We start from the raw sequence: 14,070 nt of genomic DNA, 5'->3' as shown, positions 1-14,070 counted from the left end.
GAATATGTCCACCTCTCTACGTTAATTTAACACTTATTCAATATAGCAACTTGACACATGTAATATCAACCTTCGAGCTCGGATATTTTCCCCCTGCACCTATGTAAAAATTTTCTGAATTTATAGTTCCTTTTCGACACTTATTCCATTGACTTATATTGAAATAATGATAATATAATAACATATATAAATTTATAATAATTATAAATAGCACCCCCTCCTCATACACCTTATGGATTGGTTTCTAACAACATAGAAGATAATTATTATCAATTATAAAAAAAGGAGATGAGAATGCCATGCCTGCAGAAGTTCGTTCCATTCGTGTACGTCCATTTTCTTCTTTTTCACTCGTTGAAAATAGTAAAGAGCATGTGGAATTAATTGCTGCTCTTTTTAGCGGCCTGATCCTGTTTCTTACTTGGCTGAACATCGAACATCTCCCCCAAAGTGCCTATATTACATTGCATATCATTGCCTTCGTCACAGGAGGATACGCCAAAGCCAAAGAGGGAATAGAGGCGACCATTCGTGACAAAGAACTAAATGTTGAAATGCTAATGATACTCGCTGCCATCGGAAGTGCCTCGATCGGGTACTGGACGGAAGGTGCGGTTTTAATTTTCATCTTTGCTTTAAGCGGGGCTCTCGAAACATATACCATGAATAAAAGCCAGAAAGAAATCTCCTCTCTTATGGACCTTCAACCTAACCGAGCATGGAAGGTCACTAAGGATGGATATATAGAAGTCGCTACAGATTCACTAATAATAGGGGATAACATATTAATTAAGGCAGGGGAACGCATACCTTCGGATGGGAAAATTGTAAAAGGAACAACTTTTATAGACGAAAGTGCCATCACCGGAGAATCCATACCGGTAATGAAAGACCACAGAAAAGAAGTTTTTGCTGGCACAGTAACGATGGATGGCAGTATTACTGTGGAAATTACGAAAACACAGAAGGACACCGTTTTCCAGCAAGTTATGGAGCTTGTACGATCAGCCCAAAGTGAAAAGTCTCCTTCCCAATTATTCATTGAGCGTTTTGAAGGGACTTATGTAAAAGTGATTCTGATCGTTGTTGCCTTGATGCTCTTTCTCCCCCACTTCCTGTTTGGCTGGACGTGGATGGATACGATATATCGAGCGATGATTTTACTTGTTGTCGCTTCCCCTTGCGCTTTAGTTGCTTCCATTATGCCTGCAACACTATCAGCCATTTCAAGCAGTGCCCGGAACGGAGTTCTATTTAAAGGCGGGAATCATCTTGAGAGTTTGTCTCACATTAAAGCCATCGCTTTTGATAAAACAGGGACTCTGACATATGGTTCTCCTGAAGTAACTGACATTTATATTGATCCGCTTTACAATAAGGAGGATGCGCTGGCAGCCATCGCCTCGATTGAACAAGAATCAAACCATCCACTGGCCAGAGCGATTGTTCGCTATGCTAAGCAGTCTAACATCACTTTCCCGCCTATAGGTAACATGAAGAATTCCAACGGGCAAGGAGTCACATCCGTGGTAGGTGATCAAACGTGGAAGATTGGCAATCCAGCTTTTATTGGGAAAAAGGCGGCAGAAATGTTTCAAGAAGGGGCAGCTGTGCGGCTTGCATCAGAAGGGAAGACAGTCGTTTTTGCGGCGAATGAGGAAGGCATTGTTGCGGCAATTGCCTTAAAAGATACTGTTCGAAAGGAAACCAAACAAGCGATTAAAGTGCTTAAAGATCATGGTGTCTACACGATAATGTTAACAGGTGACAATTTAAAAACAGCCAAGGCTATTGCAGAAGAGTCAGGGATTGACCACTTTGTTGCTGAATGTATGCCAGATACAAAAGTAGGCGAACTCAAAAGGCTTAAAAAGAAATTTAATCAAATTGCAATGGTGGGAGATGGCATCAATGATGCACCAGCCTTGGCAACAGCTAACATAGGAATCGCTATGGGTGAAGGTTCTGACGCGGCGCTGGAAACGGCAGACGTGGTACTCATGAAAAATGACCTCCCCAGAATTGCAAAGGCCCTGAAACTTTCACAAAGGATGAACCAGGTTGTTAAGCAGAATATTATTTTTTCGGTATCGGTTATTATGCTGCTGATTATATCGAATTTCTTTCAAATATTGGACCTTCCTCTTGGGGTCATCGGGCACGAAGGAAGTACGATATTAGTCATTCTTAATGGACTGCGTCTGCTAAAAGGGTATGAATAGAGGCTGGGACATATCTAAAGCTCTTAAGTGAAAAAACGGACGATGTGCTGTTTTAGCGGAGAAAATATGCGGAGACTCCTGCGGGAGGAAAGGCCTAGGTGAGACACCGCAGTGCGCCAGCACAAGGAGGCTCAACAACAAGGAAGTTCGGTTAAAACCGGCACGTCCTGTGCCAACACCGAACGACCCCACGTCGTGTGGGGCCGCGGAAAGTGAGGTGTATTTTCGTAGCGGGGTTTATGCACCAATTATAGTTTAATTAATTCAGATTTTCACTAAAAAACTTTTGTCCCGAGCTCTTAACTTTATTAGTTCTTTTGTTGTTCTCTCCTTGATTCATACAAAAGGCTTAAAAACTTCTTCTCGACAGCCTGAGGGAAGTCCTCCCTGGTTTTTCTAGTTATTTGACTGCCGAAACTTTAAAATCACGGCATTTATTTCACCACCCAAAATAATTACAACCCCCGATATATAAAACCATATCATTAAAACGATAACTCCGCCTAAGCTGCCGTACGTGGCTGAATAATTTCCCATACTGCTTACATAGTAGGAAAATAAAAGAGACACCAACTGCCAGCCTATTGTTGCAAAAATAGCCCCAATCGTTATTTCACGGATCTTCAAAGATTTATTGGGGGCCATTAAGTAGAGAAAAGAAAGAACGATAAAGAAAATGACAGATGAAACTACCCATCTTAAGGCATCCCAAAAGAAAATAAAATCACCCGATACACCTAAAAAAGTAAAAACAAACGTACTGATGGAATTTCCTAAGACGGGGAGAAGAAAAGCAATCCCGATCACAAAGACCATGGCAATCGTCAGTACAATTGCCGTGAATCTTCCTACGATAAACGATCGGTTTTCATCAACATTATGAGCCCTATTGAAAGCACGCATGAGAGCATTAACTCCATTTGAAGCCGCCCATAAAGTACCAATAATCCCTAAAGACAATAACCCACCGTTTTGATCGTTGAGCAATTCAGTAATGTTTTCAGAAATCAACTCATACGTTTCGGGAGGAGCGTATGTACTTATGAAGTTCAATACTCGATCCTCTTGAATATTCATGTAGCTTAATAATGTGATTAGAAAAATGATAAACGGAAACAAGGAAAGTAAAAAAAAGTAGGCAAGCTGAGCTGCCATACCAGGGATTTCATCTTCCCCAAACCGGGTAAACAGCTCCTTGCCAAAACGCATTACCTTACTCAAAACGCACTCTCCCCTTTTGGACCGCTTAGGAAGCCTCCTTCGAATCATCTACTGCTTCTAGCTTCTGACTTACATCTTTTTCGATCTCACTTAGCTTGTTGAGAGCTTCCTCAGCTTTATTTAATATTGTTAATACATCGTCAATACCTTTGTTTATACATTGCGCAAATGATTCATAATTCATTCGTACTGAATGCACCGCTGCAGATGGGTGAGCGACAAATTTTTTACATGACGTCCCTGCACTTCGAGTCTTACCTGTTACATAACGGCGTGTCCCTTTATCAAATAGCATTACAGAACCGCCAACTAGGGCACCTAATACCATACCTTTACATAGCTTATGCTTTGTCATGATAATTCCTCCTTATTTCTGTCATTTTGTTTAATTTCTTCCAGAAGTCCCACACAGCCTTGGCTTATTAATTCGTACACTTCATCAAAGTTTCCTGTGAAGTAGGGATCGGGTACATCCTTTTTATCATGAGTTGAAACGTAATCCATAAACATTTTTACAACTACTCCATTCTTCTCCCGGATCCCTTGTAAGTCCCTCATGTTCTTTTGATCCATAGCAATAATATAATCAAACCTGTCCCAGTCTGAAGGGTCTACTTGCCTTGCTGCAAGCCCTTCATAGGAAATACGATTTTGATCTAATATATCTCGGGTTCCTTCATGCGGGGAAGCCCCCACATGCCAGTGGCCAATCCCAGCTGAATCAACTGTAATATGATCGCTTAATCCTTCTTTGTTAATCAGATCTCGCAATATCGCCTCTGCCATCGGAGAACGACAAATGTTCCCCAGGCAAACAAATAATACGTGAATCATTTTCATTGTCCCCCATCTTTATTATTTCATCTATTACAGATTATATCGAAAAAAATTAAATCATTCATCATTATGTTGGTTATTTCCCCTCCGTGCTTCAAAATAAAACCAAATACCTTATGGTTTTAAAGATATGGACTTGACAATTTGGAGTAATTTTCGGAATATTTAATATAAAGACAAGGTAAATACAAGTTTTTCAAAAAAGTTAGGGGGAGTCACATGGAAGATCAAGGAGTCATTTATGAATTTTTAAGTTGGGCAAGCGGGATTGTTTGGGGTCCTGTCCTATTGGTTCTTCTAGTAGGAACAGGAATATACTTAACGTTGCGTCTGGGTTTCCTGCAATTCAGGACCCTTCCGTATGCGTTGAAACTTGCGTTTAAACCAAGCAAGCCTCAAAAAGGTGAAAAAGGTGACATCTCACATTATCAAGCCTTAACAACAGCTTTAGCCGCTACAATTGGTACCGGGAACATTGCCGGTGTGGCGACAGCCGTTGTTCTCGGTGGACCCGGGGCCGTTTTTTGGATGTGGATATCAGCCTTATTCGGTATGGCGACAAAATATGCCGAAGCTATCCTTGCGGTTAAATATCGGGTTACGGGTAAAGATGGAAAAATGTCCGGCGGCCCTATGTACTATCTCGAACGTGGACTAAAGGCCAAATGGCTGGGTGTTTGTTTTGCCATATTTGGTGCTGTGGCAGCCTTCGGTATCGGGAACATGGTTCAATCAAACTCTGTCTCTGATGTTATGGAAACCACCTTCAATGTCCCAACTTGGGTGACTGGAATTATTCTTACTTTCTTTGCTGGTCTCGTCCTTTTAGGTGGTATCAAAAGTATCGGAAAAGTTACCGCGTTTTTCGTCCCGATCATGGCTGTCTTTTATATTATCGGCGGATTGATCATAATTGTCTTAAACTTTGATTTAGTTCCACAAGCGCTTGGAACAATTTTCTCTGATGCATTCTCAGCCAATGCTGTCGGGGGAGGGATTCTTGGTACTGTAATTCGTTATGGTGTAGCTCGAGGTGTGTTCTCCAACGAAGCAGGTTTAGGATCTGCTCCTATTGCAGCTGCTGCCGCAAAAACGGATTACCCTGGCCGACAAGCTTTAGTATCGATGACTCAGGTATTCATCGACACAATTATTGTTTGCAGTATAACGGGTTTAACCATTGTAATGGCTGGGGAATATGGCGGAGGATTAGAAGGTGCTGATTTAACTTCGGAATCCTTTGAAGTCTTCCTTGGAGATATAGGTGCCTACGTCGTTACACTTGGTTTAATATTCTTTGCCTTCTCTACAATCGTTGGCTGGTCCTATTATGGCGAGAAATGTTTCGGATATTTAACTGGCGGCCGCGGCATCAATGCCTATAAAGCTGTCTTTGTCCTGTTTGTACTTGTGGGATCAGTCGCACAGCTTGATACAGTTTGGAAATTCGCAGACGTTATGAACGGCTTAATGGCCTTCCCGAACTTAATCGGCCTCTTGCTCCTGTCAGGAGTTGTTGCAGCTGAAACAAATAAGTTCTTGAAAGTGGCCAAACAAGAAAAAGCCGAAGAAAAACGAGCACGCAATTCAGCTTCATAATTTGAGACAAAAGAGCCGCTTCGGAGAGCGGCTCTTTTCAGCGGGAACGCTGGGAGTCTTTTGATGTATAAGTCGTTCTTTTTGTCAGCAGCTGAACCATTCCTTCTGGCGACAGCGGTTTACTAAAATGATATCCTTGATAGGATTCACATTGGTTTTCCCTTAAGAAATCAAGAACCTCTTCACTTTCAACCCCTTCAGCTACTACACCTAACTTAAATGCATCGGCAAGCTGAATCATTGCTTTTACAATCTCAGCATCACTCGGATCTGTAAGGACGTCTTTCGTGAAGGTCTGGTCTATTTTCAACTGGTGGATAGGAAATTGCCTCAAATAACTCAATGATGAATAACCAGTTCCAAAGTCATCTATTGCAAGGGAGACACCCATCCCCTTCAAACATTGCATAGTGCGAATACATTCCGCTGTATGCTGCATGACACTACTTTCAGTAACTTCTATTTCTAAATAACGTGGATTCAATCCCGTTCTCTCCAGAATTCTCTGAACCTTTAACGCGAAATCGTCTTTCTGAATCTCGTTAGCTGATACGTTTACGGCTACACGCTCAGGTGCATAGCCTGCTTCAATCCAATGTTGATTTTGTCGGCATGCTTCGTAGAGTACCCATTCATCGATCTGAGTAATTAATCCCGTTTCTTCTGCTAAAGGGATAAATTCACTCGGTGAAATAAATCCTTTCGTAGGGTGATTCCACCTGACTAATGCTTCCATTCCGTTTATGTATCCAGTCTCCACATCAACTTTAGGCTGATAATGTAAACTCAGCTGTTCTTTACTAATTGCTTCACGTAAATCTCCTTCGAGTGAAATAAGTTGATTGTAAGATCGATCCATTCCCTTTGTATAAAAAAGAAGATTATCTCTTCCTCTTATTTTACAATAATGCATGGCTATATCCGCTTTGCCGATCAATTTCTGTGAAGTGCTGCCATCCTCAGGAAATGTAGAAACCCCTATGCTCATCGTTATAAATACTTCTTTCCCCATTAATTTAATTGGACGACTGACTTGCTCTAATATTTTCTTACCGATCTGACTTGTGCGCTCCGATGGCGAGTTACCTTGTAAACATATCACAAATTCATCACCACCGAGCCGATACAGGGCAGCCTCTTCACCTAAACAGGCAGTAATTCTCTTTACCATCATTTTAATGACTTGATCCCCTGCTGCATGGCCCATAGCATCATTCACATACTTAAATCGATCCAAATCACAAAACATGATCGTCATAGGTGACATATGTTCTGACAAATCAATATACTGCTCAAGGTCCAGCTGCAATTTTCTCCGATTAGGGAGATCTGTTAATGGATCATGATAAGCCATATGGCGAATGCGTGATTCGGCATGTTCATACATGGTGACTTCGACCGCACTCCCTATAACTTCAACCACTTCCCCCTCAACTTCTACTGGAGATAAGGTGGTAAGAAAAATCCTGTCTTTATAGTAGTGTTTGTAAGAAATTGATTTTCGCTGAAATGCCTGTCTGTACTGGTTTCGGTAAAAAGCAGCCTGATGGGAACCAAATAAGTCGTTAAGGCTCTTTCCATAAACAAAATCTGTTGTCAATTTTATTTCATGAGCGAGCTTACCTTCGAACATCACATAACGGTAGTCTTTTGTCTTCGAATCATACCTCACCTTGAACACTAAATTGGATAACGCATTGACAAGTCTTTTATAGTCATCCTGGACAGCCGTTATGGGCCCGGACTCCTCAACAGAGGACGACTTCTTCCCCAGTATGAACACTGCGCCCTTGCTAATATAAGATAAAGGTACACAGGAAACAGACAGCCAGCGCGTTTCTCCCAATGCATCCTTAAAAGCCAGTTCTTTTATCCACAATCCCCCACCCTTAGAAGCGGAGTATTCTATCCAATCTAGACGACTATCTTTTGTTAATAAAGACAGCAAAGAGGCCCCTGCTAGATCAGATCTATCCATCTGAAGCATTTGACAGAATGAATCATTCGCTTCTTGAATCATCCCTTCGTCATCAACAAGAAGCGTACTAGCAAAAGAATTGGCCATTTTAAATAAGTTATGGCTCCCTTGTTCATATGCATTTAGAGTAGAACTGATTTCGTCCACAGCACGGCGCGTGTGAGGATCTAATGGCTGGCTTTTAAGTTCCTTAATATGCTTTATTGCTCGCTTATAGGTATGAATAGAATTGGAATCTTGCATGAACTTAGCCTCCGTTACTTTTCTACTTGCTCCTTTTACATTATACTACAATGGCTAAAAAGCCGGCCATCACGAGAATGTCTAGTAAAAAAGGAATGAGACTCGTGAATGATCTTCTCATCCCATATAAAAAACCTGAAAGCAGCAGCGAAGCTGATTTCAGGTTAGTGGAGCGATACATTCTGCCCCTTCATTTTTAGCAGAATTCACATACGTACTCACTTTGTGGGCCTCCAGTCCCTCCATTGTCATCTGCTGAAGTAACTGATGAGCATATGCAGACTCCCAGGAATTCGGAGCGATCCATTGTTCCTGGAATTCAGACCCCAGAATCACCGGCATACGGTGATGAATGTTTTCCATAAACTCATTGGCTGCCTGAGTCAGGATCGTACAGGTAAAAAGCTCTTCCCCATTGTCGGTCCATTTATCCCACAGACCTGCAAAAGCGAATACTTTTCGCGTACTAGGTTTGATCCTCATTGGCTGCTTTTTTCCATCCGACACTTTCCACTCAAAAAAACTATCTGCCAGGATTAAGCAGCGTTTCCTTTTTAAAAGTGAGGAAAAACTAGGCTTTTGATGCACCGTCTCACTTCTTGCATTAATCATCTTGTAGCCTATTTTCGGGTCCTTCGCCCATGATGGAACAAGCCCCCACTTCATGTAGCCAGCCCGCTTCCTTGTTCCATCATGGATTATGGCCAGAACCTTTTGTCCTGGGGCAATGTTATATCTTGGCTCATAATGCTCGATCGGTTTTGACAGCTCAAACTCCTTTAATATGTCTGGCTCGTTGACTGCCAGGGTAAATCGTCCACACATGTAGAAGCCCCCCCATGCAAAATAGATTAGCTATCAATTATTCACAAATAAACAACGTCAAAAGCCAAACCTGCGATTGATTCTTCCTTCGTATTGGCGAAAAGCACCCGTTTGCTGCATTTTTCGCTTTTCCATCAACAAATTAAATCGAATTCTTTTTTCAGAGAGCTGATGCTGAAAATGAGATTGCCGCTCGGGATCATGGCAATCCGCCAACAATTCCTCCAACTGCACGATGTCTTTCTTGATCTGCATTTCTTCTGGAAGTATATTCGCATTTTTTAAAACACGATAGCTATTCCGCAGATCATCAGGAACGTAGGCAAGCTCATCTTTAGGTAATGGCTTTCCTTTTCCAGGCAGGTGATCGAAATCTCCGGACTCAATGGACTGCTTAATTTTCTCTTCAATAATATGGCCAAAATCCATCGCAGCTACCCCTTTCCGAGTTATAGACGTCTTGATAAAGATTGGCGCAAGTCGTCTGCTAGAGCCTCTACACGAATAATTTGGTTGATTTTTTCTTTATTATTCCGATCATTAAACTTCACATCGTTCACATTTGCCACCGTTACGCCTGCCGGGTCAGCATGCTTTAAACGCATCACATCACCTTGAGATACATTTCCCTCTTTCAGTACCCGCAAATAAAATCCCGTGAAGCCGGTTTTAGTTAAACGTGCCGGTAAATCATCTATGCCGTGGGTACGAGCTATGATATAACAAGGTTTCCGAGGTTTCGTTACTTGCACTTCAGCTTCCCCCAACGTAAAAACATCCCCAATATGCGTGTCACACTCATGAATGCCTTCAACCGTAATATTTTCCCCAAAGGATGGATAAGGAAATGTCATGCCATATTCCTTTTCAAAGTGTCGGTAATGGTTAGCAGGATATAGACAGACGGCCTGGTCCACTCCGCCATGATGTTTTTTATCCGCCTGTTCATCTCCAGAAAAATTTAAAGAGCTTAAATACACCGGTTCAGTTACTGGTTGTTTTCGGTAGGCACTTCTTAGTTCTCCTTTATCTGTCGAGTAATTTTCAGGCCTTCCCACGTTTAACGAAAGCACTTTAAAGCTCATGCCATGTCCCCTCTCTCCATTTTTCAATCCAAACAGGCAGGTAGTCATAACTCCATACGTCACCAGGATAATCGACTAATACATTCTCTCCATTTTCATAGAGCACTTGGACCAGCTCGTTAATAGCTTCAAAATAATGATTGTATAAAAACTCATAACTGGATGGTTCTTGAGGCAGATGTTGTTCTGCACATACCTTCGGATCAGCATAATTTAAATAAGTACGACAAGGGATGGGTCTCACCTCATAAGCCATACACGTTTGTGTTTCAGGATCAAGCAGCGGACAAGGGAGATTCAATTTTTTATAGGCCAACTTCGTCTCATCTGCATTATGATCCATTCCTGCCGCTTCCTTCAGAGTTTTTGCATATTTTTCATAATAAAGGTCCCAATGATCATAGATAGCCTTCTTGCGATCTTCTGAAAAATTTTCAATCGAACGAAACATTATTTTGGCTTCCATTTTACTTAAAACAATAGGAAAATAGCAGCAGAAGGCACAGCCTTTAAAACAACTTGCTGTTAAGTTCGCAAAATGCTCCATCCGCCCTATTTCATAATCTACTTCTTGAAGCAGCCGTTGAAATCCTTCTAAAATCACATCCTCTGAATCTAGTTCACTATTTAGAAGCTGGTCGATAACCTCATCGAAAACCCCTTGATCAAGCACGTACGAGTCACTTATTTGTTTTGTTTTATTTATAATTTCATGATGTTTTAAATACCTTTCCATTAGGAAAAAACTCCTTCATCTAACGTTACTGTTATTATACACGTCCTAGACGCCTGTCGACTACCTGCTGTCCCCCATTAAATTCCTGTTGTATGACCCCCATAAACCTTTTAAAATAAAAGAAGAATTATAAGAGAATCTGTCATCTTATGGAGGTACGTCTACATGTTATCAAATGCTGAAATCGGAATCGATTTAGGAACAGCCAATATATTAATCTATTCAAAATCCAAGGGAATTCTGCTAAATGAACCTTCCGTCGTCGCCTATGATACGGAAACCAAAAATGTCGTGGCCGTTGGGAAAGAAGCGAAAGAAATGGTCGGGAAGACACCGAAAAATATCATCCCAGTCCGCCCCTTAAGGGATGGTGTCATTGCTGATTACGATATGACAGCTCAAATGCTGAAAGAATTATTAAAGAAAGTAAGCAAGAAATCAGGTATTTCAATGCGCAAGCCAACCGTTGTCATTTGTACCCCGTCCGGTTCTACTTCTGTAGAACGAAGAGCCATTCATAATGCTGTAAAAAGCTATGGTGCGAAAACCGTACACCTTATTGAAGAACCGATTGCTGCAGCGATTGGGGCTGACCTGCCTGTCGATGAACCGATTGCAAATGTGATCGTTGATATTGGCGGGGGAACTACTGAGGTGGCCATTATTTCTTTCGGTGGAGTCGTTTCATCCCGCTCCATTCGAACAGGCGGCGATGTTATGGACGAGGAAATCATTCAATACGTTCGTAAAGCTTACAACATTTTGATTGGTGAGCGAACAGCAGAACAAATTAAAATGGAAGTCGGTTATGCGCTTATCGACCATCCCGAGGAAAAAATGGATGTGCGAGGACGCGATATGGTAACTGGTTTACCTAAAACCATTGAACTTTCCTCTACCGAAATTCAAGGTGCCTTAAAAGAAACGCTGGAACAAATCCTTGAAACGATTCGTGCTACCTTAGAGGAATGCCCTCCAGAATTAAGCGGAGATATCGTTGATCATGGGGTTATTTTAACAGGAGGCGGCTCTTTACTAAAAGGCATGCAGGAATGGCTGTCAGATGTCATCGTTGTCCCTGTCCATATGGCTCCATCGCCATTAGAATCAGTAGCCATTGGCACAGGCCGTTCCCTGAAAATGATTCAAAAGCTTCAGAAAGCAACGAAGTAAGACAATACCATTCCTTAGTTTCTAGAATTCATGAATCCTTTATATGTCACCGAAAAGCTGCCCTCATTAGGTCAGCTTTTTTTATAAAAAATAAAGGATATCCACAAAAAAATGGTGAATGATTTATGTTAGAAAAGGGAATGGTCAGAAGCAGAGGCGTATTTTTTTATAAATCATGAAGCGAATGAGATAATAGAATAAACCATCGTTACAAATAAGCTAAAGGAGAATCGTTATGCAGCGTACGACATTAATGAAATGGGTGACCGGGGTTGCCGAAGGCCTTCTGGCTATTCCGATCGCCGGAGGCGCCTTTGTAATCAGTACCGGCTGGATGGCACTATTAGTCATGTTTATCCTCCATGCTATAACTTTGATTATTTCCATTAAAGATTCAAAGTTCAGTTCAGGCAGCATCGTCGGAATGGTAGCCAGTTTTCTTGGAGCGATCCCCATCCTTGGCTGGATGCTTCACACGGCTGCAGCTCTCGTACTCTTGATTGATGCTGGGCAGGAAACAGGAAAAGCAAAGCGAAAGACCAATAACTAAAAAGAGGTGTTTTTATGAAAATCGTTATTTTAGGCGCAGGAGCACTAGGGGCGTATTTCGGAACACGCTGGCAAGAAGCTGGTCATGAAGTCGTCAACCTTGTGCGGTCTGGACGGGCAGAACAGTTAAAGGAAAACGGATTGATTTTACATAGCGAACAGGGAGATTATACCGCTGAAGACGTGATCATTGCTGAGAGTCCGGAAGAAATTGAAGATCCTGACCTTGTTTTTCTAGCTGTAAAAGGCTATCACCTCGAAGGAACACTGCACTGGTTAAAGCAGCTTGTCCAAAAAGGTGCAAAGGTTTATCCTGTCTTGAACGGAGTAGAGCACATCCCCATTTTACAAAAGGAACTGGGAGAAGAAGCCGTACTCGGAGGGCTTTCTTACATTATGGCTACTCTTGATGACAAAGGGCATGTTGTGCATACAAGTTCGTTTCACGACCTTGTATTTGGACCGTTACACCCTTCCCAACAGCAAATTTGTGAAGAATTATCATTAGCTTGTAATCAGGCTAACTTTAATGGGAGATTAAGTCCAAATATCTTAGAAGACATTTGGAAAAAATATATGTTTATTACAGCCTTCTCAGGAATTACTTCAGCAACCAATCTGCCTATTGGAGAAGTGCGTACCTACCCGCAAACCTTTCTGATTGCCAAACGAATGCTCGAAGAAATGAAAGAGCTGGCTGCGGCTCATCAGGTTCACTTAACGGATGAGCATGTTGAAAAAGCCTTTAAACAATTACAAAATCTTGAGCATGAAGCCACTTCCTCTATGCACCAGGATCGCAGGAAAGGGTTGCCACTTGAGGCTGAGCATCTCCACGGAGGCGCTTTACGGCTAGGTAAAGAGCACAACGTTCACATGCCCTATATTGAAACGATCCGAGCAATGATCAAACCTTTCGAAGCATACCAACATTAGGATACTTAAGAATAAAGTACCCCTCTAGTGAATATTCACTAGAGGGGTGTTTTATTACTCTTCTGCCAATGCTTTAGGTTTTGGGCGCAGACCTCTTTGCAATTCACGAATACTAAGGCCAAAATCCATTTGCAGGTGGGGATAGTCCTTAAATGACTTCCAGTCTCCACCCCATTCGAATCCTAATCCTTTAGCGATCTCTACTACTTCCATCCAATCGGCCTGGCCATCATCATTCCCGTCATAGCTTCGATCCCAAATAACATTTCCGTTATCCGAACGCAGCGCAAAATCAATAGCCAAACCATAGTTATGGTAGGATTCGCCCCCCGAAGCATACGTTACTATTCTTCCTTCCTTCGAACGACCTTGAGCATATAAAGCTTCTTGCTCCTGTTTCGTCCTCAGTCCGTCCGTAATAACAACATCAATTCCTTGTTCAGCTGCCTGATTGACTAAGTGCTGTTTACCTTCTTCTACAGCTGGATGTAAATCTGAAGGTGTTTTCTTATCTTTCACTTGATATATATGTGAATTTCGTTCTTGAAATTCAATCAACGTAAATATAAGGGAAACTGTGACTCCGCCAAAGAATAAGGTCCAAACGACACGATTAAATAGCCCCCTCACACATAAACGACTCCTTTATTCGACATGATTCCTGAT

General features: G+C 41.8%; 14 protein-coding genes. 5 read left to right on the top strand and 9 right to left on the bottom strand.

Annotated features, from left to right (window positions below; translation table 11 throughout):
- Nucleotides 1–299 precede the first annotated feature (299 nt).
- Complete coding sequence (locus B5354_RS05045; RefSeq protein ID WP_079526488.1) at nt 300–2,222, top strand: heavy metal translocating P-type ATPase; 1,923 nt, start codon at nt 300–302, stop codon at nt 2,220–2,222.
- 396 nt (nt 2,223–2,618) lie between these two features.
- Here B5354_RS05045 and B5354_RS05040 read toward each other — a convergent pair whose 3' ends face one another.
- The 3 genes from B5354_RS05040 to B5354_RS05030 are packed head-to-tail and all read right to left on the bottom strand — an operon-like array spanning nt 2,619 to nt 4,277.
- The gene (locus B5354_RS05040) at nt 2,619–3,443 is read right to left on the bottom strand and encodes a YihY/virulence factor BrkB family protein (RefSeq protein ID WP_139377059.1); all 825 of its coding nucleotides are present in this window, start codon (nt 3,441–3,443) and stop codon (nt 2,619–2,621) included.
- Nucleotides 3,444–3,468: 25 nt separating this feature from the next.
- Complete coding sequence (locus tag B5354_RS05035; protein ID WP_079526484.1) at nt 3,469–3,798, bottom strand: hypothetical protein; 330 nt, start codon at nt 3,796–3,798, stop codon at nt 3,469–3,471.
- Nucleotides 3,795–4,277, bottom strand: a complete 483-nt coding sequence (locus tag B5354_RS05030) for a low molecular weight protein-tyrosine-phosphatase (RefSeq protein ID WP_079526482.1) — start codon at nt 4,275–4,277, stop codon at nt 3,795–3,797. Before B5354_RS05030 ends, B5354_RS05035 begins: the two co-directional genes overlap by 4 nt.
- A 222-nt stretch (nt 4,278–4,499) precedes the next feature.
- Between B5354_RS05030 and B5354_RS05025 the strand changes: the two genes are divergently transcribed.
- Nucleotides 4,500–5,879, top strand: a complete 1,380-nt coding sequence (locus B5354_RS05025; protein ID WP_079526480.1) for an alanine/glycine:cation symporter family protein — start codon at nt 4,500–4,502, stop codon at nt 5,877–5,879.
- A 37-nt stretch (nt 5,880–5,916) separates the two neighbouring features.
- Here B5354_RS05025 and B5354_RS05020 read toward each other — a convergent pair whose 3' ends face one another.
- From B5354_RS05020 to B5354_RS05000, 5 genes are all read right to left on the bottom strand, one after another.
- Entirely contained in the window at nt 5,917–8,100 is a 2,184-nt protein-coding gene (locus B5354_RS05020; RefSeq protein ID WP_079526478.1) for a sensor domain-containing protein, read from the bottom strand.
- A 159-nt stretch (nt 8,101–8,259) separates the two neighbouring features.
- Nucleotides 8,260–8,925: an SOS response-associated peptidase gene (locus B5354_RS05015; protein WP_079526476.1), complete on the bottom strand. Its 666-nt coding sequence runs from the start codon at nt 8,923–8,925 to the stop codon at nt 8,260–8,262.
- 57 nt (nt 8,926–8,982) lie between these two features.
- Entirely contained in the window at nt 8,983–9,354 is a 372-nt protein-coding gene (locus B5354_RS05010; RefSeq protein ID WP_079526474.1) for a DnaJ family domain-containing protein, read from the bottom strand.
- Nucleotides 9,355–9,374: 20 nt separating this feature from the next.
- Nucleotides 9,375–10,010, bottom strand: a complete 636-nt coding sequence (locus tag B5354_RS05005; RefSeq protein WP_079526472.1) for an MOSC domain-containing protein — start codon at nt 10,008–10,010, stop codon at nt 9,375–9,377.
- Nucleotides 10,000–10,746 carry a YkgJ family cysteine cluster protein gene (locus B5354_RS05000; RefSeq protein ID WP_079526470.1) on the bottom strand — a complete coding sequence of 249 codons (747 nt, stop codon included), beginning with the start codon at nt 10,744–10,746 and terminating at the stop codon, nt 10,000–10,002. Before B5354_RS05000 ends, B5354_RS05005 begins: the two co-directional genes overlap by 11 nt.
- Before the next feature lie 165 nt (nt 10,747–10,911).
- On the opposite strand from B5354_RS05000, the gene mreBH reads away from it, so the two are divergent.
- The 3 genes from mreBH (at nt 10,912) to B5354_RS04985 (ending at nt 13,404) form a co-directional block, all read left to right on the top strand.
- Nucleotides 10,912–11,919 (top strand): rod-share determining protein MreBH, encoded by a 1,008-nt coding sequence (gene mreBH, locus B5354_RS04995; RefSeq protein ID WP_079526468.1) that lies wholly within the window; start codon nt 10,912–10,914, stop codon nt 11,917–11,919.
- A gap of 235 nt (nt 11,920–12,154) precedes the next feature.
- Entirely contained in the window at nt 12,155–12,469 is a 315-nt protein-coding gene (locus B5354_RS04990; RefSeq protein WP_079526467.1) for a hypothetical protein, read from the top strand.
- 14 nt (nt 12,470–12,483) lie between these two features.
- Complete coding sequence (locus B5354_RS04985) at nt 12,484–13,404, top strand: ketopantoate reductase family protein (protein WP_079526465.1); 921 nt, start codon at nt 12,484–12,486, stop codon at nt 13,402–13,404.
- A 54-nt stretch (nt 13,405–13,458) separates the two neighbouring features.
- On the opposite strand, the gene B5354_RS04980 is transcribed toward B5354_RS04985, so the two are convergent.
- Complete coding sequence (locus tag B5354_RS04980; protein ID WP_079526463.1) at nt 13,459–14,034, bottom strand: M15 family metallopeptidase; 576 nt, start codon at nt 14,032–14,034, stop codon at nt 13,459–13,461.
- Nucleotides 14,035–14,070 lie beyond the last annotated feature (36 nt).

Origin of the sequence: Halobacillus hunanensis (assembly GCF_900166655.1) — a bacterium.
Lineage (GTDB): Bacteria > Bacillota > Bacilli > Bacillales > Halobacillaceae > Halobacillus_A > Halobacillus_A hunanensis.
Note: the sequence above shows the minus strand (reverse complement) of the source record. Positions and strands in the feature narration are given on the sequence as shown.